Origin of the sequence: Kitasatospora cystarginea (genome assembly GCF_039533515.1) — a bacterium.
Classification (GTDB): Bacteria; Actinomycetota; Actinomycetes; order Streptomycetales; family Streptomycetaceae; genus Kitasatospora; species Kitasatospora cystarginea.
The window spans coordinates 89,449-112,819 of sequence record NZ_BAAATR010000028.1 but is presented as its reverse complement, the minus strand read 5'-3'; the positions used below and the strand labels follow the sequence as shown (position 1 = coordinate 112,819).

25 protein-coding genes and 2 pseudogenes are annotated in these 23,371 nt (G+C 71.4%); 12 read left to right on the top strand and 15 right to left on the bottom strand.

The window, feature by feature from the left end:
- Positions 1–158: 158 nt before the first annotated feature.
- Complete coding sequence (locus tag ABD369_RS26980) at positions 159–593, bottom strand: Hsp20/alpha crystallin family protein (RefSeq protein WP_344639149.1); 435 nt, start codon at positions 591–593, stop codon at positions 159–161.
- A 109-nt stretch (positions 594–702) separates the two neighbouring features.
- On the opposite strand from ABD369_RS26980, the gene ABD369_RS26975 reads away from it, so the two are divergent.
- Both ABD369_RS26975 and ABD369_RS26970 read left to right on the top strand, forming a co-directional pair.
- Positions 703–1,392, top strand: coding sequence for a hypothetical protein (locus ABD369_RS26975; protein ID WP_344639148.1), 690 nt, complete (start codon positions 703–705; stop codon positions 1,390–1,392).
- On the top strand, positions 1,367–1,615 hold the full coding sequence (locus tag ABD369_RS26970) for a hypothetical protein (protein WP_344639147.1): 249 nt from the start codon (positions 1,367–1,369) through the stop codon (positions 1,613–1,615). The genes ABD369_RS26975 and ABD369_RS26970 overlap by 26 nt, the downstream gene beginning before the upstream one ends.
- Positions 1,616–1,700: 85 nt before the next feature.
- On the opposite strand, the gene ABD369_RS26965 is transcribed toward ABD369_RS26970, so the two are convergent.
- Positions 1,701–1,937 carry a hypothetical protein gene (locus ABD369_RS26965; protein WP_344639161.1) on the bottom strand — a complete coding sequence of 79 codons (237 nt, stop codon included), beginning with the start codon at positions 1,935–1,937 and terminating at the stop codon, positions 1,701–1,703.
- On the opposite strand from ABD369_RS26965, the pseudogene ABD369_RS26960 reads away from it, so the two are divergent.
- The 3 genes and pseudogenes from ABD369_RS26960 to ABD369_RS26950 form a co-directional block, all read left to right on the top strand.
- A pseudogene (locus ABD369_RS26960) lies at positions 1,899–2,147 on the top strand (transposase); the annotation flags it as partial. The gene ABD369_RS26965 and the pseudogene ABD369_RS26960 overlap by 39 nt on opposite strands.
- Before the next feature lie 98 nt (positions 2,148–2,245).
- Positions 2,246–2,572: pseudogene (locus ABD369_RS41260) on the top strand (transposase); the annotation flags it as partial.
- Between the two features lie 271 nt (positions 2,573–2,843).
- On the top strand, positions 2,844–3,074 hold the full coding sequence (locus tag ABD369_RS26950; protein WP_344639146.1) for a DNA ligase-like domain-containing protein: 231 nt from the start codon (positions 2,844–2,846) through the stop codon (positions 3,072–3,074).
- A gap of 153 nt (positions 3,075–3,227) precedes the next feature.
- Here ABD369_RS26950 and ABD369_RS26945 read toward each other — a convergent pair whose 3' ends face one another.
- Positions 3,228–3,587: a nuclear transport factor 2 family protein gene (locus ABD369_RS26945; protein WP_344639145.1), complete on the bottom strand. Its 360-nt coding sequence runs from the start codon at positions 3,585–3,587 to the stop codon at positions 3,228–3,230.
- 25 nt (positions 3,588–3,612) lie between these two features.
- Positions 3,613–4,398: an SDR family oxidoreductase gene (locus ABD369_RS26940; protein WP_344639144.1), complete on the bottom strand. Its 786-nt coding sequence runs from the start codon at positions 4,396–4,398 to the stop codon at positions 3,613–3,615.
- 102 nt (positions 4,399–4,500) lie between these two features.
- On the opposite strand from ABD369_RS26940, the gene ABD369_RS26935 reads away from it, so the two are divergent.
- Complete coding sequence (locus ABD369_RS26935; protein WP_344639143.1) at positions 4,501–5,019, top strand: winged helix-turn-helix transcriptional regulator; 519 nt, start codon at positions 4,501–4,503, stop codon at positions 5,017–5,019.
- Between the two features lie 312 nt (positions 5,020–5,331).
- Here the strand turns inward: ABD369_RS26935 and ABD369_RS26930 are convergent, their stop codons facing one another.
- From ABD369_RS26930 to ABD369_RS26920, 3 genes are all read right to left on the bottom strand, one after another.
- A complete protein-coding gene (locus ABD369_RS26930) occupies positions 5,332–5,772 on the bottom strand; it encodes a DUF1931 family protein (protein ID WP_344639142.1) in 441 nt (146 codons plus the stop codon).
- A gap of 46 nt (positions 5,773–5,818) precedes the next feature.
- Entirely contained in the window at positions 5,819–6,691 is an 873-nt protein-coding gene (locus ABD369_RS26925; RefSeq protein ID WP_344639141.1) for an NAD(P)/FAD-dependent oxidoreductase, read from the bottom strand.
- A gap of 182 nt (positions 6,692–6,873) precedes the next feature.
- The gene (locus tag ABD369_RS26920; protein ID WP_344639140.1) at positions 6,874–7,683 is read right to left on the bottom strand and encodes an exodeoxyribonuclease III; all 810 of its coding nucleotides are present in this window, start codon (positions 7,681–7,683) and stop codon (positions 6,874–6,876) included.
- A 244-nt stretch (positions 7,684–7,927) separates the two neighbouring features.
- Between ABD369_RS26920 and ABD369_RS26915 the strand changes: the two genes are divergently transcribed.
- Positions 7,928–8,725 carry a GntR family transcriptional regulator gene (locus ABD369_RS26915; RefSeq protein ID WP_344639139.1) on the top strand — a complete coding sequence of 266 codons (798 nt, stop codon included), beginning with the start codon at positions 7,928–7,930 and terminating at the stop codon, positions 8,723–8,725.
- A gap of 156 nt (positions 8,726–8,881) precedes the next feature.
- On the opposite strand, the gene ABD369_RS26910 is transcribed toward ABD369_RS26915, so the two are convergent.
- A complete protein-coding gene (locus ABD369_RS26910) occupies positions 8,882–10,036 on the bottom strand; it encodes an ROK family protein (protein WP_425557787.1) in 1,155 nt (384 codons plus the stop codon).
- Positions 10,037–10,369: 333 nt separating this feature from the next.
- Here ABD369_RS26910 and ABD369_RS26905 point away from each other — a divergent pair, with 333 nt between their 5' ends.
- Positions 10,370–11,065 carry a class I SAM-dependent methyltransferase gene (locus ABD369_RS26905; protein WP_344639137.1) on the top strand — a complete coding sequence of 232 codons (696 nt, stop codon included), beginning with the start codon at positions 10,370–10,372 and terminating at the stop codon, positions 11,063–11,065.
- A 231-nt stretch (positions 11,066–11,296) separates the two neighbouring features.
- Here ABD369_RS26905 and ABD369_RS26900 read toward each other — a convergent pair whose 3' ends face one another.
- Positions 11,297–11,755 (bottom strand): MarR family winged helix-turn-helix transcriptional regulator, encoded by a 459-nt coding sequence (locus tag ABD369_RS26900; protein ID WP_344639136.1) that lies wholly within the window; start codon positions 11,753–11,755, stop codon positions 11,297–11,299.
- A 171-nt stretch (positions 11,756–11,926) separates the two neighbouring features.
- On the opposite strand from ABD369_RS26900, the gene ABD369_RS26895 reads away from it, so the two are divergent.
- Complete coding sequence (locus ABD369_RS26895) at positions 11,927–13,201, top strand: alpha/beta hydrolase (RefSeq protein ID WP_344639135.1); 1,275 nt, start codon at positions 11,927–11,929, stop codon at positions 13,199–13,201.
- A gap of 142 nt (positions 13,202–13,343) precedes the next feature.
- Here ABD369_RS26895 and ABD369_RS26890 read toward each other — a convergent pair whose 3' ends face one another.
- Positions 13,344–13,808, bottom strand: coding sequence for a MarR family winged helix-turn-helix transcriptional regulator (locus tag ABD369_RS26890; protein WP_344639134.1), 465 nt, complete (start codon positions 13,806–13,808; stop codon positions 13,344–13,346).
- Between the two features lie 98 nt (positions 13,809–13,906).
- Between ABD369_RS26890 and ABD369_RS26885 the strand changes: the two genes are divergently transcribed.
- Positions 13,907–14,299, top strand: coding sequence for a nuclear transport factor 2 family protein (locus ABD369_RS26885; protein WP_344639133.1), 393 nt, complete (start codon positions 13,907–13,909; stop codon positions 14,297–14,299).
- A 133-nt stretch (positions 14,300–14,432) separates the two neighbouring features.
- Positions 14,433–15,353: a class A beta-lactamase gene (gene bla / locus ABD369_RS26880; protein WP_344639132.1), complete on the top strand. Its 921-nt coding sequence runs from the start codon at positions 14,433–14,435 to the stop codon at positions 15,351–15,353.
- A gap of 77 nt (positions 15,354–15,430) precedes the next feature.
- On the opposite strand, the gene bioD is transcribed toward bla, so the two are convergent.
- Genes bioD through bioB form a run of 3 tightly spaced genes read right to left on the bottom strand, consistent with a single transcriptional unit; the run spans position 15,431 to position 18,771 of the window.
- Positions 15,431–16,180: a dethiobiotin synthase gene (gene bioD / locus ABD369_RS26875; RefSeq protein ID WP_344639157.1), complete on the bottom strand. Its 750-nt coding sequence runs from the start codon at positions 16,178–16,180 to the stop codon at positions 15,431–15,433.
- A gap of 47 nt (positions 16,181–16,227) precedes the next feature.
- Positions 16,228–17,547 carry an adenosylmethionine--8-amino-7-oxononanoate transaminase gene (locus tag ABD369_RS26870; RefSeq protein WP_344639131.1) on the bottom strand — a complete coding sequence of 440 codons (1,320 nt, stop codon included), beginning with the start codon at positions 17,545–17,547 and terminating at the stop codon, positions 16,228–16,230.
- Between the two features lie 12 nt (positions 17,548–17,559).
- Positions 17,560–18,771 (bottom strand): biotin synthase BioB, encoded by a 1,212-nt coding sequence (bioB, locus tag ABD369_RS26865; protein WP_344639130.1) that lies wholly within the window; start codon positions 18,769–18,771, stop codon positions 17,560–17,562.
- 201 nt (positions 18,772–18,972) lie between these two features.
- On the opposite strand from bioB, the gene ABD369_RS26860 reads away from it, so the two are divergent.
- Positions 18,973–19,851 carry a hypothetical protein gene (locus tag ABD369_RS26860; RefSeq protein ID WP_344639129.1) on the top strand — a complete coding sequence of 293 codons (879 nt, stop codon included), beginning with the start codon at positions 18,973–18,975 and terminating at the stop codon, positions 19,849–19,851.
- A gap of 106 nt (positions 19,852–19,957) precedes the next feature.
- On the opposite strand, the gene ABD369_RS26855 is transcribed toward ABD369_RS26860, so the two are convergent.
- Both ABD369_RS26855 and ABD369_RS26850 read right to left on the bottom strand, forming a co-directional pair.
- Positions 19,958–22,456 carry a DEAD/DEAH box helicase gene (locus ABD369_RS26855; RefSeq protein WP_425557790.1) on the bottom strand — a complete coding sequence of 833 codons (2,499 nt, stop codon included), beginning with the start codon at positions 22,454–22,456 and terminating at the stop codon, positions 19,958–19,960.
- A gap of 22 nt (positions 22,457–22,478) precedes the next feature.
- Positions 22,479–23,342: a helix-turn-helix domain-containing protein gene (locus ABD369_RS26850; protein ID WP_344639127.1), complete on the bottom strand. Its 864-nt coding sequence runs from the start codon at positions 23,340–23,342 to the stop codon at positions 22,479–22,481.
- Between the last annotated feature and the right edge of the window lie 29 nt (positions 23,343–23,371).

The window sequence follows — 23,371 nt, the reverse complement described above, 5'->3', positions numbered from 1 at the left end:
GGAAGGGCTGGTTGCTCTGGCCGTTCATGGCGTTTGTGCGTCGCTGCGGGTAGGCCGGTCCGGGCGAGGCCAGCCCGGCGGTCGGGGGGTGTTCCGGCCGCCCCTGTCGATCGAGGGGGGAGAGATCGGGGGCGGCCGGAACGGCATCGGGGAACGGGTCAGGCCTGGATCTGCTTGCGGCTTCCGCTGTGGCTGATCGCGACCTTGCGGGGCTTGGCCTTCTCGGCGACCGGGATCTTCAGGGTCAGCACGCCGGCGTCGTAGTCGGCGGTGATCCCGGCGGGGTCGAGGGTGTCGGAGAGCATGACCTGGCGGGAGAACACGCCGAGGGGGCGCTCGGACAGCTCCCACTTGATGCCCTCGCCTTCCTGGCGCGGGCGGCGTTCGGCCTTGACGGTGACCATGTTCCGCTCGACGTCGATGTCGATCGCCTCCGGGTCAACCCCCGGCAGGTCGAAGCAGATCACGTACTCGTCGCCGGCCCGGTAGGCGTCCAGCGGCATCGGCGTCGGACGCGACCAGGTGCCGGTCGTGTTGAGGAACTGCTGGGTCAGCCGGTCCAGCTCGCGGAACGGGTCAGTGCGCAGCAGCATTGCGAAACACCTCCACTGATCGAATGGGTGCCAGTGCGCTTCACCTGACTCCTTTCTAGCGCGTCATCCATCCGATGACAAGTTGCTATGTCGCCTATAGAGTGACTGCATGAGTGAGAAGTCCCGCAGAGCCGCCCCCGACGCCTCCCCGCCAGCCGGGCCCGCCTCGTTCCTGGCGGCCGCGGCGGCGCTGGCCGCCATCGACGACGCCGTCCGCACCGCCCAGAGCCCCGCGTCCCAGCCCCCGACCGCCCCTGACGAGCATGAAGGCCCCGAGCAGGCCCTGGCCGCACTCGTCCTGCTGCGCGAACTGCGCGGCCAGCTCGCCGGCTGGGAAGCCGGCCTGGTGGAGAGCGCCCGGGAGGCCGGCGCCACCTGGGCCGACCTCGCCCACCCGATGGGCGTCGCCAGCCGCCAGGCCGCCGAGAACCGCTACCTGCGCCTCAAGCCCGCCGCCGGCGACGCTTCGCGGTCCGGTACCGGCGCCGAACGGGTCAAGGCCGCCCGCGACCGGCGGGCCGCCGACCGATCGGTCACCGCCTGGGCCCGCGACAACGCCGCCGAGCTGCGGGTCCTCGCCGCCCAGATCACCACGGCCGCACTCGCTCCCGGCGCCCGTCCTGCCCAGGCCGCCCTGACCGCCGCCCTCGGCGCCACCGACCCCGCCGACCTCATAGAGCCCCTCGCCGCCATCCGCCCCCACCTCGGCACCGGCCAGAGCGACCTCGCCACCCGCCTCGACGCCCTCACCCACCACACCACCCAGCTCCGCGATGACAGCGACCGACGCCGCGCCTGACCCCGTCTCCGCCGCCGAAAGGCGCTGGCAGGACCTCCTGGACCGGATCCACGACCTCGAAGCCCGAGTGGCCGCCACCACGAGCAGCGTCAACGCCGCCCTCGACCACCACCTCGCCCGGCTCGACGCCCTGCGCCACCACCTCACCCACCCCAACTGGCCACTGCCCGACCCTGATCCGGGCAGTCCGCAAACCACTCCGGCGAACAACCGGCCTGCCTGACAGGGTCGGGAGCCACCGCAAAGGGAGTGTCATGAATCAGGTGGACACCCTGTTCAAGGGAGACACTGATGAGCTCGCTGACGGATCAGCAGATCGGGTCGGTTCCTGACGGGTCGGTTTCGTCGGAGCCGGAAACTGCCGATGCCTTGGGCATGGGTCCGAGGACGAGTACGGGTGCGTCGGATGTGGTGGCCTCGGTCGCCGGGCTGGCGACCGAGCAGGCCAGGGCCGGCGGGAGCAGCTGCTCGGTGATGGCGGGCTGCTGCAGCAGCTGACTCGGCACTTGCTCCAGGAAGCCCTGGAGGCCGAGATGGACGAACACCTGGCCTCGACCGCGGAGCCGGGCCGCTCGGTGCGCAACGGCGGCAACGCGCGCAACGGCCACCGGATGAAGACCGTGATGACCGAAGCCGGACCGGTCACACTCGAGGCGCCCAGGGACCGGGCCGGCACGTTCGACCCCAAGGTCGTGCCCCGGCACGCACGCCGCACCGAGGGCCTGGACAACCTTGTGGTCTCGCTGACCGCGAAAGGCCTGACCAGCGGCGAGATCGTCGCCCACGTGGCCGAGGTCTACGACATGACGACCAGCAGCGGCCCGGGGACCGCTTCGCCGACTTCACGGCCGCCTGGCAGGCGAACTACCCAGCCGTCGTGCGACTGTGGGAGAAGGCTTAGCCGCAGATGGTCCCTTCCTCGCCTTCGACGACGAGATCCGCAAGATCATATGCACCACCAACGCCATCGAGAGCCTGAACTCCCGCTACCGCAGGGCCGCCGGCGCCTGCGGCCACTTCCCCAACGGCCAGGCCGCCCTCAAACGGCTCTACCTGGCCACCCTCGCCCTCGACCCCACCGGACGCGGCCGCCAGCGCTCGCTGGAGCAGCCGCTGGATGGCCGCCCTCAACGCCTTCGACATCGCCTTCGACGGGCGCCTGTCAGCCGGACGGACGTAGGCCACCCGGCCCACACCCACCACGAAGATCAACACCTAGGCCAACCAGGTGCCGTACACCTAGATCGTGATAGTCCCGCCTGTGGCGGTCGCTGCGCCTGGAGCGGGACGCGCAGCGGGGTAGTAGATGTCGGGCATGGACTGGTCGCTGCCGGACCCGATGTTGACCGTAGCGGTGAACAGTCCCGAGCTGCGCGCGGGGCAGGCAGCTGAACCGAAGTGGGACGGCTATCGCTGGGGGCTGGAGGTGCACGCGCACCAGGTGGTGGTGCGTGCGTTCCCGCCTTGGCACCGGCCTGTCCGGTGCGTTCCCTGAGATCCGGGACACCGCGCTCGCCCAGCTGCCGGAGGGCATCGGGCTGGACGGGGAACTCGTGGTCTGGGAGGACTGGCGGCTCGCCTTCGATGCGCTCCAAGCCCGTGCCGGTGCGCGGGGCGCCCGGGCGGTGGCGGCGTCCTGGGAGCGGCCAGCGCACTTCGGGGCGTTCGACCTGTTGCACTGATGGGGATCTTTGAATCTCCTCACCCTGTGCTGAGGATGGCCCCGGAGTTGCTCGCCTTGATTCCTCAGGCGTGCACGTGCTGGTCTGCGGGTGGATGCCGAACTCGACGGCTGGCTCTTGATCGGATGGCTGGGTGGGCACATGGGAGCGGTCTCAGGGTTCGATGGAGAGGTGTTCGATGAGGTCGTCGCGCAGCGTGAACCGATAGCGGAGATCGATGGTGCCGCCGGGGAAGTTGCCTTCGAGGTGGTGTGTGGCGATGTAGTGGGCCGTGTCGGCCTCCTGAGCGTTCGTGAGGTGGATGGTGTAGGTGAATTCGGTGGCGGATCGGTCCAGCCACTGCTCAATCGCGGCGCTGCCCCGGTAGGTGTTGCCGTCGTCGATCACTGTGGCGTCGTCGGTGAACGTCGTGATCGCGGTGCCGGTGTCATGGGCGCGGTGCGCTGTGAGGTAGCGGGTGATCACCTCGGGCAGGTCGTCCGGGGTGATGGTCCGGGGCTGGTTGCCGTGCATGACGCTCCTGATGGTGGTGGCGGGTTCAGACGGTGGGGGTGGTGCCGCCGTCGATGACGTGTTCGGCGCCGACGATGGCCGAGGCGCGGTCGGAAACGAGGAAGGCGACGAGCTCGGCGACTTCCTCGGGCCGGTTGGGACGGCCGAGCGGGGTGCCGCCCAGGGAGTCCATGGGCCGGCCCAGCGCCGCTTCCTGACTGATGCCGGCGTCGTGGGCGATCCGGGCGACGAGGTTGTCGGCGGCCGAGGTCTGGACGAAGCCGGGTGAGACGGTGTTGACGCGGACGCCGTGCGGGGCGACCTGGTTGGCCAGGCCCTTGCTGTACGTGGTCAGGGCGGCCTTGGCAGCGGCGTAGGCCAGGGTGCCGTTCCACAGCGGCATGCGGCGCTGGATCGAGGTGACGTGCACGACCGCGCCCTTGCCCGTGGCGATCATGTGCGGCAGGAGGGCGCGGTCCAGTCGGACGGCGGCCAGCAGGTTCGTGTTCGGTTCCCTGGCCCAGTCGTCCTCGCCGAGCGCGGCGAATCCTCCTGCCGGTGCCTCGGAGCCGCCGAGGGTGTTGACCAGGATGTCGACGGCTCCCACGCGGGCTTCCACCTCGGAGGCGACCTGGGCGGCGCCCTGGGCGGTGGACAGGTGGGCGGTGATGAAGGTCTTCTCCTCGACGTCGTCGGGGCGGCTGCGGGCGGTGACCAGTACGGTCGCGCCGGCCTCGGCGAGCCGTCGGGCGATGGCGGCTCCGGTGCCCTTGGTGCCGCCGGTGACCAGAGCGCGTTGGCCTTCGAGGGATTCGCTGATGGATGTGGTCACGGTGTGCTCCGTTCCCGGGTGCGGGTAGTCATGGCGCCACCCCCCCCGCCCCTACTGCTAAAATAGAAGCTACTAACTTCGACTTTAGCAGTAACTGAGGGGATGGTCGCCTTGGCAAGCCGGATCAGGCTGGAGGACCGGGAGTGCCCACTGTCCACGACGGTGGAACACGTCGGCGAGTGGTGGACACTGCTGATCCTCCACGACGCCTTCGACGGCTACACCCGCTTCGACCAGTTCCAGGAGAGCCTGGGCATCTCCTCCAGCATGCTCACCACCCGGCTGAAGACCCTGGTCGCGGACGGTCTGCTGGAGCGCCGGCCATACCAGACCAGCCCCGTCCGGCACGAGTACGTACTCACCGAACTCGGGCGCTCGCTGCGCCCGGTGATCGTCGCCCTGGCCGCGTGGGGCAATGCCCGCCTCAGGCCGACGGAGCGCAGCATGATCCTCGTCGACGCGCGCAGCGGTGAGGAAGTCGAGCCCGTCGTCGTCGACGCCAAAACCGGCCGCCGACTCGACGACAGCACCGCCTACGTCTTCGCCGCGGGCCCCGCAGCCAGCGACGCGATGCGCAGCCGCTACGCGGCACGGCCGGCCGTTCCCGCGGAAGAGGCGTAAGCCCGCCCGGAAGAGCCTCGTACAGCCTTGAGCAGGGCCGCGAGCACGGGCTGCACCTGACCGCCTCGCAGCACCGGTTGTCGCTGGCGTGGTACCTGCCAACCCTCCCAAGTCGTTGAGAACTGAATCAAGTGAGGCGAGGAGCAACACCGGTCGTTTCCAAGAATCCCCAGCAGCACTCGGGCGAGGCCGACCGGCGGTATCGGTAAGTCAGGGCTATTGGTACTTGCGGGGGATGTCTTGCTGATCGTCTCCGGTACGCGCGGGGGACCGGCAGGGCCAGCGGAACCGCCGGTCTGGTGGATGCCCCGCTCAGATCAGCAGGTCGAAGAGTTCGAAGGCCTCATCCCACTGGTCCGTGGAGGGGCGGCGGGTGTCGCGGGCGATGGTTTTGAGGGCGCGGGCGAGGGTGACGCTGAGGCCGCCGGCCAGGACGGGCAGCCGCTGCTGGGTGTCCTCGGCGGCCTCCATGCCGAGGGCTGGGCGGGCGGCTAGCTGGTCGAGCAATGGGCGGAGTTCGATGCCCTCCTCCAGCTTGTTGAAGGCGTGGATGCTCTCCTGCAGGCCTTTGGTGACGGGGAGGTCCTGCGGCTCGATGATGTCCCGGTTGTTGGCCTTGGCATTGGCCGCGCCGATGAGAAAGAGGTCGTAGAGCTTGGCGTCCACAAAGTCGTTGTAGCGCTTGAGGTCGTTCTTGTGGACATCGAGGCCGGCGGCTGCGCGGAAGAAGCGTTCGAACTTGGGAACACCCATGACGGGCATGGCATTTTTCCTTTCTCGCTCGATGGATGAGCTGAGGTCATCGGGTGGCGGGTGGTCTCACCTCCTCGAGGTGCTCGTGGGCCAGGCGGACGGCCATGGCGCCCTCGCCTACTGCGGAGGCCACCCGCTTGACCGAGCCGCTGCGGACGTCGCCGACGGCGAAGACCCCGGGCAGGCCGGTCTCCAGGGCGAGTGGGGCGCGGCCCAGGGGATTCCAGAGGTCCGCTGCCACATGGGCCACGTCCTGCCCGGTCGGAATGAAGCCACGCGGGTCCAGAGTGACGGCGCCGACGAGCCAGGAGGTGGCAGGGCGCGCGCCGATGAAGACGAAGAGGGCACGGGCCTCCAGCACCTGCTGCTCGCGGGTGCGGTTGTCCCGGACGACGACGGCTTCGACCCGGTCCTCGCCGGTGACCTCTTGGACCTCGGTATGCAGCCGGACATGGATCCGCGGGTTCTGCTCGATCCGGTCGATCAGATAGCGGGACATGTTGTGGCCCAGGTCTTCGCCGCGGACCAGCAGATGCACGGCGGGCGACTCGCGTGCCAGGAACAGGGCTGCTTGGCCGGCAGAGTTGCCGCCGCCGACGACGGCCACCGTGTCAAGACGGCAGGTCCGTGCCTCCCAGAGGGTGGCGGCGTAGTGGACCCCAAGTCCCTCGAACCGCTCGATGCCGCGGGCGGTCAGCCGTCGGTAGCGAGCGCCGGTGGCCACCACCACGGTGTTGGCGGCGACTGGCAACCCGCAGGAGGGCGATGCTGCCCCACGTACTCCCGCCTGTTCGGCGATCCCTCCACCGGTCACGCCTGCGGCAGCGATCCTCGAGCGGCGCTGAAGCAGGCGCTTCACGTTGGCCTTCGCCCCCACGTCCTTTTGCGGGATCCGGGCCGGCGCCTGAGGCTGGCTCATCCGACTTCTACAAATCGAGTCGTTTCCTTGACCTGCGTCCGGCCTCTCCACACCACACGGTGAGACCTTCCACCGCGTGGTGTGCGGATGCTCTGACGGGCAGGCAAACGCTTTGTTTCGGCCCCGACCGGATGCGGTTTGACTGAGGGGGTCTCACCTGGCCGCTCTATCTTCCGCCAGTGCTAGTGGAGTTGGCCGAAGTCGAAAACTGCTGTGACGGGTGCGTGGTCGGACCAGCGCTCGGCGTGCGAGGCGGGCCGCTCGACGTAGGCCTCGATGCAGGTGGCCGCGAGTATCTGACTGACCATCAGATAATCAATCCTCCAGCCGCTGTCGTTGTCGAAGGCCCGGCCCCGGTAGGACCACCAGCTGTACGGGCCGTCCTGGTCGGGGTGCAGGCGGCGGACCACGTCGACGTAGCCGGCCTCGTCCAGGACCCGGGTCAGCCAGGCGCGTTCCTCCGGGAGGAAGCCGGCGTTCTTCTGGTTGGCCTTCCAGTTCTTCAGGTCGGCGGGCTGGTGGGCGATGTTCCAGTCGCCGCAGACCACGACCTCGCGGCCGTCCTCCGCGGCCCGCTCGCGCAGCTGGACCAGGTGGACGAGGAACTCCGCCATGAAGCGTTCCTTCTCCTCCTGGCGCTCGGTGCCGACCTCGCCGGACGGGAGGTAGAGGCTGGCCACCGTCAGCCCCGGCAGGTCGATCTCGGCGTAGCGGCCCGAGCTGTCGAACTCCGCCGAGCTGAAGCCGATCACCGTACGCTCCGGAGCCCGCCGGGAGAGCACGGCCACCCCGGCCCGGCCCTTGGCGGCGGCCGGTGCCCAGAGGGCGTGCCAGCCGGACAGGTCACGCAGTTCGGCGGGCAGCTGCTCCGGCTCGGAGCGCACCTCCTGCAGGCAGACCACATCCGCCTCGGTGGCCGCCAGCCACTCCAGGAAGCCCTTCTTGGCAGCAGCCCGGATGCCGTTCACATTCACACTCGTCACCACGATCACCGGGGAAGGGTATCCGTCCGGCCTCCGTCGCAGCGAGCGACCGCGCCCGGCCGCACCGGCCCGGATGGGGGTCCGATGAGAAGGACGTGTGCGGTTGCATTGGTCTTGACCATCTCTCCGGGCGCCCCTAGGGTCGCTTACTGCAAAGACCTTTAATAAAGAAGGACTGATAAAGCCTGCCCCTCCCACCTGCCACAACACCGGGCACGGGGTCGCTGTGAGGTCCTTCAGGGCGGAGGACACGGTGGGGCAAGGACAGCCGGCGGCAGCACCGGAGCCCAAGTACTGGCACCTGCGCACGGTGCTGCTCCGTACCATCGAGGCGGAGTTCTCCACCGGTCAGGTCATCCCGAACGAGCGTGAGCTGTCCGCCCGGTTCGGCGTGGCCCGCGCCACCCTCCGGCAGGCGCTTGACCAGCTGGAGCTGGAGGGCCGACTGGTCCGCCGGCGCGGCATCGGCACCCTGATCGCCGCGCCCCGTGTCGGCATCCCGGTCGGCAGTCCGGTCGGCGGCCCGGCCGAGAACGGTCCCGGATCCGCCGGTGGCTCGACCTGGCGCACCGTGGACTGTGTGAGCGCCCCCGCCTCCGCCCAGCTGGCCCTGGCGCTCGGCATCCCGGCGGGTGAGACGGTGCACACCGTGCGCCGGCTGCGGGTGGTGCAGGGGCGGACGATGGCCGCCGAGTCGCTGCACGTGCCGGAGTCGGCCGTTCCGCACCTGCCCGCCGTTCCGCGCGTGGTCGGCGGTACCGCCGAGCAGGACCGGGCGAAGTCGGTGCTCCGGCAGCTGGAGCGGCTCGGTGTGGACGGTGAGTCCCGCTCGGTCGAACTCGGCGTCGCCGAGGCCGAGGAGGCCGCCCTGCTGGAGCGCCCGCCCGGCACCCCGGTCCTGGTGGTCACCATCCAGTACGCGGTGGCGGGCCGGCTGGTCGCCCTCGCGCTCTCCACCTACCGGGCGGACACCTGCAAGCTCACCTTCGGCGAGATGGGCAAGGTCGAGGTCACCCCGGTCCAGGCGGGCGCGATCCGCACCGCCTCCTGAGCAGTGCCGAAGCACACGCGTCCCGGAGGCAGCCGGTGAACCCCCGGGGGTGCGGTGAACTACGCGAAGCGGCAGGGGACTTCGGCCGACCGGGCCTGACGGGTTCCCGGCCACGCGTGGCCCTGGCATGTCCGGCCCGGCGGCCGGGCAACGCCCCTACCGCGCACCGGCCCCCGGCGGGTCGACCGCGAAGAGCTGTTCCTCGACGTGGTCGAGCGCGACCCGCAGGGCCCCCATCGCGACCACCTCCTCGCCGAGTGCCGCCAGCGCCACCTCCGGCGCGCGCAGGCAGTAGAGCGCCAACTGCTCGCGCAGCGGCTCCAGTACGCCGTCCAGGCCGGCCGCCCAGCCGCCGACCACCACCAACTCCGGGTCCAGGGCCAGCACCAGGGCCGCGACGTCGTGCACCAGCCGCCGCAGGAACCGGTCCATCGCCACCCGGGCGACCTCGTCGCCCTCCCGTGCCAGTCGCAGCACCCGGGCCACCGCCGCCTCGTCCAGCGGGTCCAGCGGTTTGCCGGTGGTGGACAGCAGCCGCTCGGGCGCGGCCTCCTGGCCGAGCAGGTGCAGCGCGCCGATCTCGCCGGCCGCACCGCCGAAGCCCCGGTGCAGCTTGCCGTTGATCAGCGAACCCGCGCCCGGGCTGAGCCCGGCCATCACGAAGACCACGTCGCCCTTGCCGACGGCGGCGCCCTGCCAGTGTTCGGCGATGGCGGCCAGGTTGGCGTCGTTCTCGATGATCACCGGGCAGCGGAAGGAGCGGCGCAGCCGGGCGCCGAGGTCCAGGCCGGTCCATCCCGGCATCGCGGTGCCGAGTCGGATGGTGCCCTCGCGGTCCACGATGCCGGGGCTGCCGACGGCGACCGCCCAGAGGCTGTCGCGGGCGACGCCGGTGCCGCGCAGGATCTCGGCGACGATCGCGCGCACCGCGCCGAGCCGCTCGTCGGCGTCCAGGGCCTCGTCGACCCTTCTGGCCGCGGTGCCGAGCAGCTGGCCGGTCAGGTCGGCGACCACCACCCGGATGCCGTGCACGCCGATCTCGATGCCCAGCACATGTCCGGCTTCGGCGCGGAAGCGGAACCAGCGGGCCGGGCGGCCGCGTTGCCGGGTGCCCGGCGGCGCCTTGGCGGGGGTGTGGTCGACCTCGGCGACCAGGCCGGACTCGATCAGGCCCTCGACCACCCCCTCGACGGTCGGCCGGGACAGGCCGGTGTCGCCGACGAGTTGGGTGAGCGTGACCGGCCGGCCGCCTCGCAGCGTGCGCAGCGTGACCGCCGCGTTGATCCGTCGCAGCAGGGAGGAGTCCCCCACGGTGAGCCGACCTGCCAAGTCCCTGCCCTTCCGCGTACGCGCGACAGCTCTGGCGCGCGGTGCCGTGCGCGCAGACCCCCGACCGTCCCGCGAGCATCCGCCGACCGGACGGCGCGACACGGGGTTACGGCGCCGGAGGGCGTGAGCCGGATGCTACTCGCCGGTCACCGCTCTGGCGAGCATTTCCCCAGCTCATAGTGGCTTCGGTATCGAAACGGTACATACCGGGTGAGGGTCGGGTGTGCATCTTGGGCGAGCGGGTCGGGCCCGGCCGGGCCACCTGCCGCAGCGGTAAGGTCTGTTCACTTGCCGCTGTGAGCAGAGGGGAGCGCCATGTCCGGTGCCACCGCAACCACCGGGGCCGGTGAGGCCTTCGTGTTGGAGCAGACCAGCCTCGGCCCCGTCCCGTTCGTGCCGGAGATCCGGTTGCACCAGGCTGAGGAGGCCATCGAACTCTGGGAGCGGACCGAGGCGGCGAAGGGCGAGGCCGGACTGCCGCCCCCGTTCTGGGCGTTCGCGTGGGCCGGGGGAGTCGCGGTCGCCCGCTATGTGCTTGACCACCCGGAGGCGGTGGCGGGCACGCGGGTGCTGGATGTTGCCGCCGGTTCGGGCGTGGTCGCCATCGCGGCGGCCCTGAGCGGGGCAACCTCGGTGCGGGCCGCGGAGATCGACGACTACGCGGTGGCCGCCGTCGCGCTGAACGCCGAGGCGAACGGCGTCACGGTCACCGCCGAGTGTGCCGACCTGCTGGACGGTGACGGTGCGGGCGCCGACGTGGTGCTGGCCGGGGACGTGTTCTACGAGCGTGCGATGGCCGCCCGCTTCCTGCCGTTCCTGGAGCGCGCGCACGCCCGGGGAGCGCTGGTGCTGGTCGGCGACCCGGGCCGGGCGTATCTGCCCAGGGAACGGTTCCGGGCCCTCGCCGCCTACGAGGTGCCGGTGATGGCGGACCTGGAGGACCGGGCGGTGAAGAGGACCACGGTGTGGCGGCTCGACGGGGCGCCCGCGGTGCCCGCGCAGGACCACTGAACCCACCTGCCGGCAAAGGACGCACCTGATGTCGAAGAACTCATTCGACGGCAAAGGGAGTTCGGCTTTCCAGGAGGGTCGCGTCCGCTGGGTCGGCGGTATGGCCCGACGGCATCACGAGCTGCCGCGCCGCCCCGGGCGGGGGAGTGGCGACGGGGCCGGTTCCGCGCTGCGCCCGGGGCGGGCGGGTGTCCGGGGGCCTGCCGCCGGCGGCGCGGGAACCGTCCGCCTTCACAGCTGGTCGTAGATGGCGACGAGTCGGCGCAGTACGTCGGTGGTGGTGCCCAGGGCTTCGTCGTCGTGGTGGGCGAGTGCGGTGTGCAGGGCCTGGAGCAGGCCGTCCTGGCGTTCCCGGTGGCGGGCGCGGCCGGCGTCGGTGAGGGCGACCAGGGTTGACCGCTTGTCGTCCGGCCGGCGTTCGCGGGTGACGTAGCCGGCCGCGACGAGTCCGTTGACCAGTTGGGTGGTGGCGGCTCCGGTGGTCTCGGTGCCGGCGGCCAGTTGGTTGATCGAGAGCGGGCCGGTTTCGGCGAGCACCCGTAGTGCGCGGGCGTGGGTGAGTGAGAGCGCGCCGGGGGTGCGGGTGGCGCGTCCGCGCAGACGCGCATCGGCGGCGCTGAGGCTGTAGGCGGCGCGGGCGAGTTGGTCCAGGGCCTGCTCGCGGGCTGTGGCGGCCGAGGGTTGGGTCATCTGCGGCTCTCCCGTCGGATGGATCAGTGGTGGTGGGTCCGGTATCGGCGCGGGTTCGTGCGGGTTGACAACGAGCTTAGCCTAAGTACTTATTGATTAAGTACTTAGCGAACTGCTGAGTGCCGGAGTGCGTCGGACGTACTCCGCACACCCCATGAGAGGACGGCTGCCGTGACCGTTCGTTCGACCGGCCAGAGCTGGGCCCTGGACATCGCGCTCGCCCAGGGCGGCTTCGACGCGCTGCACCCCGAAGCCAAGGGCACCCTTGAGCAGCTCGGCCACGACCACACGGACTTCGACAAGGTCTTCGCCCTGGTCAAGAGCGGTGCCATGCTTCCCAAGGCGTGGGCCACCGTGGCCGGGCAGGCCGAGGAACGCGCCGCGCACCATGAGCGGGGAGGCTTCGCGCAGACGGCCGCCGACCTGTACGTCCGGGCCGCGGTGATGTGGGGCCGGGCCCAGTACTCGGTCTTCGACGCGTCCGACCCGCGCAAGGCCGCGATGCGCGAGCACGCCAACCACTGCGTCGAGCGGCTCGGCGCCCTGCGTGGCGGACGGGTCCGCCGAGTGGTCCTCGACTTCGAGGGCGGCCGCATCCACGGACTGCTGCACCTCCCGGCGGGGGAGGTCAAGGGCGCGCCGGCGGTCATTCTCGGCCCCGGGATGGACATGATCAAGGAGGACTACATCTACGCCGCGGAGCGCTACTACACCTCGCGCGGCATGGTCGCGCTCTCGATCGAGGGTCCGGGGCAGGGCGAGAGCCGAGCGAACGGCCTTGCTGTCGACCTGGCCAACTACGAGCGCGCGATCGGCCGTTACCTCGACCACCTGGTCGCCCTGCCTGAGGTCGATCCGGCCCGGATCGGCATGTTCGGCATCAGCATGAGCGGATACTGGGGTTCGCGGGCGGCCGCCACCGACCGGCGCCTGGCGGCACTGGCCGCCTTCGAGGCGGTGACCGGCGACTTTCGGACCATCTTCGAGGGGGCGCAGCCGACCTTCAAGAACAACTACATGTACATGGCCGGCTACACCGACGAGCAGGCCTTCGACCGCGACCTCGCTGAGCGGATGCCGCTCGGCGACCTGGTCGGGAGCATCGAGTGCCCGGTCCTGTACGGCATCGGTGAGTTCGATGAGCTCACCCCGCTGGAGCAGGCGATCGAGAGCTTCGAGCGGATCGCCGCCCCGAAGGAACTGCGGGTCTACGAGAACGAGTTCCACCCGCTGGGCGGGGTGGCCGCCGAGGTCTTCCGCTTCGGCGCGGAGTGGCTGGAGCGGGCGCTGAACGGCGAGTTCGCCGAGACGGGCCGGGACGTGCGTCACTACGTCCACCGCGACGGACGCACCACCGACCACACCGCCGACCCTGCCTGGTGGCTCGGCACGGTCCCCGCCCGGATCGCCGATGCCCGGAACGGACACGGCGGCGCCCGAGGGTGAGGCGCCGGGCCCGTGCGGGGCGTCCGGCCGGAGCGTTCCTGTGTGGCCGGCCGGCCGGGCGTGGCGGCAAGGGCGGGTCCGTCCTGCCGGGACCGGGCACCGTCCTGCCGGGACCGGGCATCGGGCTGCCGGCGGCGCCCTGTCAGGGGGCGAAGGGACCCTCCTCGACGAAGCGCTGGAGGAGGCGGGCGAACGTCCGTGCCTCCTCGGCCGGCCAGGCGTCGAGGGAGGCCTCGATCCGGGTGGCCAGCCGCTGCCGGGTGGTCCGTACGATGCGGTGGCCCTGCTCGGTCAGGACGAGCAGGGTGGCGCGACGGTCGGCGGGGTCGGGTTCGCGCCGCAGCAGACCGGCCTGTTCGAGGCGGTCGGCGCGCCGGGTCACGTTGGAGCGGTCGAGACCGGCTTCACGGGCGAGGTCGGCGGCACTGATGGGTCCGGTGCGGGCCAGGCCGCTGAGGACCGGGTAAGTGAGCTCGTCGACCGCCTCGCCCAGGCCCTCGGTCAGCTGGTGGTAGAGGCGGGCGCGCGTGGTCCGCCTCAGGAGTAGCCCCAGCGCGTCGGCGATCTCGTGTCCCGTGTCGTTCAGTCCTGCGTCATTGGTAGCCACGTCTCCAGAATAGCGTGCAACGCGCACGCACCCGAGTGATACGCTCCTCCAGAAGCGTGCATGAGGCACGCATCTCGCCGCATGAACGGAGAAACACCATGTCCCGTACCGACATCGCGACCGCGCTGACCGACCTGCTCTTCAACCCCGCGCTGGATCTGCACCAGGCCGCGGACCGGCACTTCGCCCCGGACTACCGTCAGCGCACCGATGGCCGCTGGGACGACCGCGCCGGGTTCCTCACCCACATCGACCACCTGCGCCAGGTGGTGGCCGGCGGCTCCATCACCGTGCACGAGGAGCTCGTCGACGGTGACCGGTACGCGGACCGGCACACCGTCGACGTGACGAAGACCGACGGGTCCACCGTGCGCATGGAGGTCTACCTCTTCGGGGAGTTCGCGCCCGACGGACGCTTCCGCCGGATCGAGGAGACCACGCTCATGCTCGCCGGTGCCGAGGCCGACCGGAACCTCGGCAGCGCCCGCTGACCCGTCCCCGCCGTCCGCCGTCCGCTCGGAACTCCGCTCGGAACTCCGGGCGGACGGCGGACGCGGAACTGCCGATGGCCCCGATGGCGTGAGTGCAAGGAGAAGTCCCTGTGACGTCACGGAGGAAGGTCTGATGCAGAAATCCTCACAAGTCCGACCCGTCCGGCGGAAGTTCCTCGCCGTTGGGGCCGCGGCGGCTCTCACCGCGGTCGTCTCCACGGGCGGCGGAGCGGAGGCGGCGCCGCGGGACGCGGACGGGATCGCGGGGCGCCTGCGCGAGCTCGAACTCGAACACGCCGCCCGGCTCGGGGTGTTCGCCCGCAACGAGGCCACCGGCGAGACCGTCGAGTACCGCGCGGACGAGCGCTTCCCGATCTGCTCGGTGTGGAAGCCGCTCGCCGCCGCGGCGCTGCTGCGGGACTTCGCCCAGAGCGGGGACCACCTCGCCAGGCGCATCCGGTACACCGAGAAGGACGTCACCGACTCGGGCTACGCGCCGGTCACCGGTCGGCCGGAGCACCTCGCTGACGGCATGACCGTCGCCGACCTGTGCGCCGCCGCGATCAGCTACAGCGACAACGCCGTGGGAAACCTGCTGCTGCGCGAACTCGGCGGTCCCACCGCGATCACCAGGTTCTGTCGGACCGTCGGCGACACGACGACCAGGCTCGACCGCTGGGAACCCGAGCTGGACTCGGCCGAGCCGTGGCGGGTCGAGGACACCACCAGCCCGCGCGCCATCGGTCGGACCTACGCGAGCCTGACGCTCGGCGACGCCCTCGCGGCCCGCTCCAGGGACCGACTGACCGGATGGCTGCTGGCCAACACGACCGGCGGGCAGCGCTTGCGGGCCGGTCTGCCCGCCGACTGGGCGCTGGCGGACAAGACCGGTGCCGGGAAGTACGGCACCAACAACGACGTGGGCATCGCCTGGCCGCAGGACCGGGCCCCGATCCTGCTCTGCGTACTGACGACCAGGCACGTGGCCGACGCACCGGCTGACGACCTGCTGGTCGCCAAGGCGGCGGAGCTGCTGGCGGGAGCACTGGTCTGACGCAGGCCGAGCCGGAAGCCGTTCGCCCTCCCGCGGTAAGAACGGCGGGAGGGCGAACGGCGCAGATCGGCGGGCCGTCAGAAATCGATCCGGTGCCCGGCGGTGAACGCCGCCGCGTCCCAGGTGCCGCCGAGGGCGGGCGCGAGCGAGATCCGGGCGGAGTGCTGGAAGGGGGTTTCGGGGCTGCCGGTGATGCCCTCGGGGAGTACGCCGAGCAGCGGCGCGCCGGCCGAGGCCGGCAGGTCGGCGAGGTTGCAGCAGGAGGCCAGGTCCGGCTCGGCGGGCCAGCACCCGACCACCACACCGGCCAGGTCCAGGCGGCGGGCGCGCAGTGCCTCGGCGCTGAGCGCGGTGACGTTCAGGGTGCCGAGTCCGGCCGCCGCGACCAGCAACACCGCGGGCCGCAGGCCGAGTTCGGCCGTGGCGAGGGCCATGTCGGCGAGTGTGTGGCCCTCCTCGTCGTAGCGGACGAGCAGGCCGCCCGCGCCCTCGACGAGCACCAGGTCGTACTGTTCGGCGAGTTCGACCACGGTCTCGGCCACCCGCTTGGGGCCGACCGTGGGCAGCCCGGACCGCCGGGCGGCGGTGTCGGGTGCCAACGGCTCGGGGTAACGGGCGAGTTCGACCCGGTGGACGGGGCCCGCCAGGCGGCAGACCTCGTCCACGTCGCCGGCCTCGTCCGGGCCGACCCCGGTCTGGCCCGGCTTGAGCACCGCCACGGTGCATCCGGCGGCCAGCGCCAGCGCCGCGACGGCCGCGGTGGCGACGGTCTTCCCGACCTCGGTGCCGGTGCCGGTGACGAACAGGACGCCGTCGATGCCGCTCATGCCGCTGCTCTCCGTGCTCTCCGTGCCGTTGGCCGCCTCGTCGCCGTTCATCCCGCCACCGCCGCGGCGGTCACTGCGGCGCCGATCCGCGCCAGGTCCTCGTCCCCGGTGATGTACGGGGGCATGGTGTAGATCAGGTCGCGGAACGGCCGCAGCCAGACGCCCTCGCGGACGGCGGCCTCGGTGGCCGCGGCCATGTCGACCGGGTGGTCCAGCTGCACCACGCCGATCGCGCCGAGCACCCGCACGTCGCGTACGCCGGGTACCCCGGCCGCGCCCGCGAGCGAGTCCCGCAGGCCGGTCTCGATCCGCTTGACCTCCTGCTGCCAGTCCTGACGCAGCAGCAGGTCGATCGAGGCGTTCGCGACGGCGGCGGCCAGCGGATTGCCCATGAAGGTAGGTCCGTGGGCCAGCACCGGCACCTCGCCCCTGCTGATGCCGTTCGCGACCTCGCCGGTGCACAGGGTGGCGGCCAGGGTCAGGTAGCCGCCGGTGATGGCCTTGCCCAGGCACATCACATCGGGGGAGATCCCGGCGTGCTCGGCGGCGAACAGCGCGCCGGTGCGGCCGAAGCCGGTGGCGATCTCGTCGAAGACCAGCAGAACGCCGTGCCGGTCGCACAGTTCGCGCAGCAGCCGCAAGTACTCGGGGGAGTGGAAGCGCATCCCGCCCGCGCCCTGGACCACCGGTTCCACGATCACCGCGGCCAGCTCGTCGGCCTCACGCTCGATCAGCTCGTCCAGCTCGGCCGCGTAGCCGGCGTCCAGCGGGGCGTCGAAGCCGGCCGGGGGCTCGCCGACGAACAGCTGGCGCGGCAGCACCCCGCCCCACAGCTGGTGCATCCCGCCCTCGGGGTCGCAGACCGACATGGGGTGGAAGGTGTCGCCGTGGTAGCCGCCGCGCCAGGTGAGCAGCCGCCGCTTCTCCGGACGGCCGATCGACTGCCAGTACTGCAGGCACATCTTCATCGCGACCTCGACGGACACCGAGCCCGAGTCGGCCAGGAAGACGTGCTGCAGCGGTTCGGGAGTGATCTCGACCAGCCTGGCGGCCAGCCGGACGGCGGGCTCGTGGGTGAGCCCGCCGAACATCACATGGCTCATCCGGCCGAGCTGGTCGCGGACGGCCTGGTCCAGCTCGGGGTGGCCGTAGCCGTGGATCGCGGCCCACCAGGAGGACATGCCGTCGACCAACTCGCGGTGCCCGCCCGCCGGTTCGGCGAGCCGCAGCCGTACCCCGGAGGCGGACTCGACGACGTACGGGGTGGCCTTGCCGGGCATCGGCGAGTACGGGTGCCAGACGTGCGCCCGATCCAGCGCGACGAGCCGGTCGACCGGGAGAGGGGTGCCGGGGGAGAAGGGTGCCATGGTCGTGCGGCCTCAGGCGTTCGGCGCCAGCTCGGTACCGGCACCGCGGCGCCGCACCCGGACCAGGTCGGTGCGGGCCTCGTCCGCCGCGCCGGCGGGGGCCTCGTCCGCGCTGCCGGCCACCGTGTCGGCCGCGGTGTCGGTGGCGACGTCGGCGGTGGCGTCGCCGCACGGGTGGCAACCGCCGCCCGAACCGCAGGAGCCCGCACCCGCCACGTCGGCCCGGTGCCGGGGCATGGTCGCCTCGTCGGCGCCCTCGACCACGAAGCCGGCGTCCTTGATCATGTCCAGGTCGGCCTGTCCGGCCTGCCCCTCGCTGGTCAGGTAGTCACCAAGGAAGATCGAGTTGGCGATGTGCAGACCGAGCGGCTGCAGCGTGCGCAGGTGCACCTCGCGGCCGCCGGCGATCCGGACCTCGACGTCCGGGCAGACGAAGCGGACCATGGCGAGGATCCGCAGGCAGCGCTGCGGGGTGAGGTTCCACGTCTTGGCCAGCGGGGTGCCCTCGAACGGGATCAGGAAGTTGACCGGCACCGAGTCCGAACCCAGCTCGCGCAGCGCGAAGACCACGTCCACCAGGTCCTCGTCGCTCTCGCCCATGCCCGCGATCAGACCGGAGCAGGCCGAGAGACCGGCGCCGTGCGCCTTCTGGACGGTGTCCACCCGGTCGGCATAGGTGTGGGTGGTGGCGATGTCGCCGTAGGTGCCCTCGGAGGTGTTCAGGTTGTGGTTGTACGCGTCCGCACCGGCCGCGCGCAGCCGTTCGGCCTGGTTGTCGGAGAGCAGCCCGAGGCAGACGCAGACCTCGACGTTCTCGTTGGCCTCCTTGACCGCGGAGATGGTGTCGGCGACCCGCTCGATGTCACGGTCCGTCGGACCGCGCCCGCTGGCCACCAGGCAGACCCGCTTCGCACCACCGGCCAGCCCGGCGGCGGCGGCCTCGGCGGCCTGCTCCGGCTTCAGCCAGGTGTACTTGAGGATCTCGGACTTGGAGCCGAGCCGCTGTGAACAGTAGCTGCAGTCCTCCGGGCAGAGCCCGCTCTTCATGTTCACCAGGTAGTTGAGCTTGACCCGGCGCCCGAACCACTGCCGGCGTACCCGGCCGGCTGCCGCGACCACGTCCAGCAGCTCGTCGTCGGTGGTGGAGAGAACTGCGAGCGCCTCGTCCCTGGTGGGGAGTTCCCGGCGCAGGCCCTTGGCGGTGAGGGTGTCGAGCAGATCCATGGTCTTGATCCTGCCCAAACAACCCGTGCTCGCGCTAGGGAGAACCCACCAAGATGGCCCATTGGGCGTGTGCGAGTTGTCACAATGCCGTGGTTCTTCGATCCCTGACGAAGAGGGCAGGTCGGTGGGGTCGGGGACGGTTGGTGTAGGTTGACGGGTGAAGTCAGCCGATTGAGGGTCCGTCTGCTTAGAATCTCCGCCATGACCACGCAGGGGGAGCGCGATCCGCATCCGGTAGGCCAGCAGGAGGGCAAGTCCGCCCACACCCATCGGGGCGCAGGGCGCCGTCCCGTACTGGTGTGGTGCGCGCTGGTGGTGGTGGCCGCCACGGGGGCGGGCTGGATCGCCACCAGTTCCAGCAAGGGCGACCTGATACCCGGCCTCGGCCGGACGAGTTCCGACGTCGGCAAGACGCTTCCGGTCGGCGGCGTGGCGTCCGGCGAGCCGTTGACGGAGGCCGAGGCCTTCACCGCGGACCACTACTTCCCGCCCCAGCGGCCGGTCGAGCAGGACGGCTACAAGGCCCGCCGGATCGCCGACCGGGAGGGCGACGACTGCGCCGAGACGCTCCAGGACCGCACCCACGACGTGCTCCGCGACACGGGCTGCCAGAGCTTCCTCGCGGTCGGCCTCAACGAGGCGGACCCGTCGGTGGTCACCAGCCTGACGGTGCTGCGGTTCGCCGACGAGGCGTCCGCCCGCAAGGCGCTGAACGCGTTGAAGGACACCCCGGACGCGATCACCTTCCTCACCCCGGAGACTGCGGACGGGCCCCCGCCCACGCCGTCCCTTTCGCCCTCGCCCAGTTCCTCGGCGGCCGGCCAGTCGCCGGGCCCGGGCGGGCAGCCGTCGCCGGCGCCGTCACAGAGCCAGCAGCCCACCGGGAGCCCGTCGAGCAATCCCGCCACCCCCAAGCCGCTGACGGACAGCCAGGTCGAGGTGGTCGGCCACTACCTGACCATCACCAGCTCCCGCTACGCCGACCTCCGCACCACCGGCAGCGCCACCCCGGACCCGGCCCTCGACCGGGCCACCCGGGCCGTCTCCTTCACGGCCGGCTCGACCTTCCTGTGGATGTGAGCCCCGCGCGGACGGGAGGACGCCGCCAGCCGGGCCGGTGCAACTGACGCGGGCCCCGCACGGTACCGCCGGTCGCGCGGCGTCCCGCGCGACCGGCCGCGCGGGTTCAGCCGCCCAGGCGGTCCACCGCGGTGACCCGCAGCACCGCCCGGCCCTCCTCGTCCGAGCCGTACAGGTCGACCTCGGCGCTGATGCCCCAGTCGTGGTCCCCGTTCGGGTCGTCGAAGATCTGCCGGACCCGCCAGGCGCCCTCGTCCTCGTCCTCCTCGATCAGGAGCATCTTGGGCCCGCGGGCGTTCGGCCCGGTACCGAGGTCGTCGTACTCCTCCCAGTACCCGTCCATCGCGTCCGCCCAGCGGTCCGCGTTCCAGCCGTACTCGCCGTCCAGCTCGCCGAGCCCCTCGTAGTGCTCCAGCGCGCAGAGCTCCACCCGGCGGAACATCTCGTTGCGCACCAGCACCCGGAAGGCGCGGGCGTTGGCGGTGACCGGGGCCGGCTTCTCGTCCAGCCTGACCTCGGCGGCCTCCGGCGTGGTCGGGTTGGCCAGCTGCTCCCACTCGTCCAGCAGGCTGGAGTCGACCTGGCGGACCAGCTCGCCGAGCCAGGCGATGACGTCCTTGAGGTCGTCGGTCTTGAGGTCGTCGGGGACGGTCTGCTCCAGCGCCTTGTAGGCCCCGGCCAGGTAGCGCAGCACGATGCCCTCGGTACGGGCGAGTTCGTAGAAGCCGACGTAGTCGGAGAAGGTCATCGCGCGCTCGTACAGGTCGCGGATCACCGACTTGGGCTGCAGCGGGTGGTCGCCGATCCACGGGTGCGCCCGGCGGTACACGTCGTAGGCGTGGCCGAGCAGCTCCTCCAGCGGCTTGGGGTAGGTGATCTCCTGCAGCCGCTCCATCCGCTCCTCGTACTCGATGCCGTCGCGCTTCATCTCGGCGACGGCCTCGCCGCGCGCCTTGTTCTCCTGCGAGGCGAGGATCTGGCGCGGGTCGTCGAGGGTCGCCTCCACCACCGAGACCACGTCCATCGCGTACGAGGGCGAGGCGGGGTCGAGGAGTTCGAAGGCGGCCAGGGCGAAGGTGGAGAGCGGCTGGTTGAGCGCGAAGTTCTCCTGCAGGTCCAGGGTGAGGCGGACGACCCGGCCCTCCGGGTCCGGCTCCGCCAGCCGCTCGACCACGCCGCCCTCCAGCAGGGAGCGGTAGATGGCGACGGCGCTGCGGATGTGCCGGCGCTGCGCCGCGCGGTCCTCGTGGTTGTCGGTGAGCAGCTTGCGCATCGCCTCGAAGGCGTTGCCCGGGCGGCCGATCACCGAGAGCAGCATGGCGTGGCTGACCTTGAACCGGGAGACCAGCGGCTCCGGATCGGCGGCGATCAGGCGCTCGAAGGTCTGCTCACTCCAGCCGACGAAACCTTCCGGCGCCTTCTTGCGCACCACCTTGCGGCGCTTCTTGGGGTCGTCGCCGGCCTTGGCGAGCAGCTTCTCGTTCTCCACCTCGTGCTCGGGCGCCTGGGCGACGACCTGGCCGACGGTGTCGAAGCCGGCCCGGCCGGCCCGGCCGGCGATCTGGTGGAACTCCCGGGCGCGCAGCACCCGGACCCGCTGGCCGTCGTACTTGGACAGCGCGGTGAACAGTACGGTGCGGATCGGCACGTTGACGCCGACGCCGAGGGTGTCGGTACCGCAGATGACCTTCAACAGGCCTGCCTGGGCGAGCCGTTCGACCAGGCGGCGGTACTTGGGCAGCATGCCCGCGTGGTGCACGCCGATACCGTGCCGGACGTAACGGGACAGATTGCGGCCGAACTTGGTGGTGAAGCGGAAGTTGCCGATCAGCGCGGCAATGGCGTCCTTCTCCGCCTTGGAGCACATGTTGATGCTCATCAGCGACTGCGCCCGCTCGACCGCCTCCTTCTGCGTGAAGTGCACCACGTAGACCGGCGCCTGACCGGTCTTCAGCAGTTCTTCCAGGGTGTCGTGCAGGGTGGTGCGGCGGTACTCGTAGAACAGCGGCACCGGGCGGGTGGCGGAGCGCACCACCGTGGTCGCGCGGCCGGTACGGCGGGCCAGGTCCTCCTCGAAGCGGCGCACGTCGCCGAGGGTCGCGGAGATCAGCAGGAACTGCGCCTGCGGGAGCTCCAGGATCGGGATCTGCCAGGCCCAGCCGCGGTCCGGCTCGGCGTAGAAGTGGAACTCGTCCATCACGACCTGGCCGATGTCGGCCCGCTCGCCGTCGCGCAACGCGATCTGCGCCAGCACCTCGGCGGTGCAGCAGATGATCGGCGCGGTCGGGTTGACGCTGGCGTCGCCGGTCATCATGCCGACCTGCTCGGTGCCGAACATCTTCACCAGGTCGAAGAACTTCTCCGACACCAGCGCCTTGATCGGCGCGGTGTAGAAGGTGCGCTTGCCCTCGGCCAGCGCGGCGAAGTGCGCGCCCGCCGCGACCAGGCTCTTGCCCGAGCCGGTCGGGGTCGCCAGGATCACGTTGTTCCCGGAGACCAGCTCGATCAGGGCCTCCTCCTGGGCCGGGTAGAGGGTGATGCCCCGCTCCTGCGCCCACTCGACGAAGGTCTCGTACAGGGCATCGGGGGTGGCAGGGCTCGGCATCAGGTCCAGGAGGGTCACGTCGCTATCTTGCCTGCTGGTGATCCTCCCGGGCAAAGCGCTGGGTGCAGCCGGCCAGCAGGAGCAGGGCGGCCCGGCTCGGGCTGTCCGGCTCCACGGTGTAGGCGATCAGTGCCTGGTCGGGGTCGTCGGGCAGTCGCAGCGTATCGTACGCCAGTTCGAGACGGCCGACCGCGGGGTGCCGGAACACGTATCCGCCACGGGTCTTGTCCCTGACCTCCTGCCCCGCCCAGAGCCGGGCGAAGTCCCGGCTGCCGATGCTCAGCTCGCCGATCAGCGCCGACAGGCCCGCATCGCCGGGGTGGCGGCCGGCGTCCAGGCGCAGGTAGGCGACCACGTCGCGGGCCTTGCCCTCCCAGTCCTCGTACAGCTCGCGGGCGGCCTCGTCCAGGAAGACCAGCCGGGCCAGCTCGCGGCGGTCCGGCTGCAGCGCGCCGAAGTCGGTGATCAGCGCCGCCGCCAGCCGGTTCCAGGCCAGCACCCGGGTGCCGAGCCCGACCACGTACGCCGGGACGTCGGCCATCGAGTCCAGCAGCCGCTGCAGCCCGGGCAGCACCCGCTGCGGCGGGCGCGGCACCCCGTCCGGCCGGTGCGGTCGGGCCAGGTTGCCCAGGTGCAGGCGCTCGTCCGGGTCCAACCGCAGCGCCCGGGCCACGGCGTCCAGCACCGCCTGCGAGACATGCTCGGTCCGGCCCTGCTCCAGGCGTACGTAGTAGTCCACGCTGACGCCCGCCACCTGTGCCAGCTCCTCTCGGCGCAGCCCCGGCACCCGGCGCCGCCCGCCGTACGGCGGCAGCCCGATCTCCTCGGGACGCAGCCTGGCCCGGCGCGACCGGAGGAACTCGCCCAGCTCTGCTCGTCGGTCCATGCGGACCATCATCGCGGACGGCGCCCCGC